Origin of the sequence: Mesorhizobium sp. M1348 (assembly GCF_040317925.1) — a bacterium.
Lineage (GTDB): Bacteria > Pseudomonadota > Alphaproteobacteria > Rhizobiales > Rhizobiaceae > Mesorhizobium.
This window is the reverse complement of the sequence record NZ_JAMYLH010000076.1, coordinates 1-1,506: the sequence shown is the minus strand read 5'-3', so window position 1 is coordinate 1,506 and position 1,506 is coordinate 1. Positions and strand designations below refer to the sequence as shown.

The 1,506-nt window shown below is 63.3% G+C and carries 1 pseudogene; it reads right to left on the bottom strand.

Going from position 1 to position 1,506, the window contains the following annotated elements:
• Positions 1-1,097 precede the first annotated feature (1,097 nt).
• Positions 1,098-1,409, bottom strand: a pseudogene (locus NKH13_RS35475) (zincin-like metallopeptidase domain-containing protein); the annotation flags it as partial.
• Between the last annotated feature and the right edge of the window lie 97 nt (positions 1,410-1,506).

The following is a 1,506-nucleotide window of genomic DNA, read 5'->3' as shown; positions in this document are numbered from 1 at the left end:
GGGCCCGCCACCACCGCGACCGCGTTGGGGTGCTTGGTCGGGTTGGCGTTGGGCCCGCACCCCCGGGGGCCCCCTTGGGGCGTGCGCAATGGGGTGGTCCTTAGGGCCGCAACGACAGTGAAGGGCAGCCAGGGGGAGGCTTTCTTGTTCCGCGCGGAATGGCGGCGCAGCCGCCAGGGGAAGAAAGTCGCGACCGGCTGTTGCGGGTTTAAGAACGAGGCGCAGCGAAGCGAAGACGGCCTTCGGTCAGACCAGCCCCATCGAGGACGCAGGTGGTGGGCCTTTCCATGAAACCGCCGGCCAGACGACGGTCGAGCTCCCATCGGCATGATCACCGCAACTTCGACTAACGTCAGGCACCATCAAGCCTGGCCGTCCCCGTCACGCGTCATTGTAGAACGACGGACAGCTAGGAAAGAGCCGCACCCGCCTCCTGATATCGGCCGAACGATGACGGGCCGCGAGGCGAGTCCCAGGAGCCCGATAATCTGCTGTTCAAGCAGGAGCGGCCGCATAGCGGACATCGATAGGCATCTTTGGGCTGGACGCCGGCACCAGCCGGCTGATCAGGGTTCGGCCTCGGGTTACCGCCCGAACGGGGCCAGCCGCAAGGCGGGGCTCACCCTGATGTGCTCTGCCGAGCGAACGACGCTTGCCAAACTGGACCATCACACGCCGCACATCCTTCATTTGGCCAAAGGTCGAGCTGGCCCTAGCCGGCCACGTCAAGATGTCGACCTAGTTGAGGCAATCCCGCCGAGTTATGCGCTTCTCTATGGTCTCGCGGCTCGGCTTATCCGCATGGAAATCCCGGTCGACGGTGCCGGGGGTAAAGCGGGAATCGATGCCCGATGCTTGCCCTCAGCGACGTTGGGGAGATTTCGCGCAAAGGGCAGCACATTCGGCGAGGCAACCAGCGAAGATGGTCGTAGACAACGACCGCTTCCCTGCAAGTATCGGCGAATATAGGGCAAAAATAACCGTGTGCCGCCATCAGGACGAAGGGGTCGATTGCACTCCCGCGCCCAAACTGATGACGCGAAAGCGGATCGGGGAGGGCTCGGCGCTCTCCCCTTGCAACAGCGGAGCGCGTAACATCAGGCCGCACTCGCCATTTCTTCCGCCTGGGGCTGGAATTCGTGGAGATAATTGACCGCGCGTTGTGCGTGGGCGGCCGCCTGAAAGATCGCCCGCTTGTCGCTGCCCAGCAGGCTGGCCCAGCCCTGAATATAGGCGGCATGATCGGGCCTCGGCTCCAGCTCAGGGACGATATCGAGGTCTGCGCAGAGCATCGCGGCACCAAGCTCGACGAGCAATTCTTCGCGCGCCCGATCCGTGCGATCCTTGTGGTAGCGGCTGAGGTCCCTGTTCAGCCGCTGAGGAGCCGATGTCCAATGCAGGGTCTCGTGTTAGGTCCCATCTTTATCGCGTCCTTTCTGTCATCTTCCCGCACTGGAATCAGGACAGTCTTTCACTTGTAGGACGCTGTTCCGCCGCTTTGCGGGG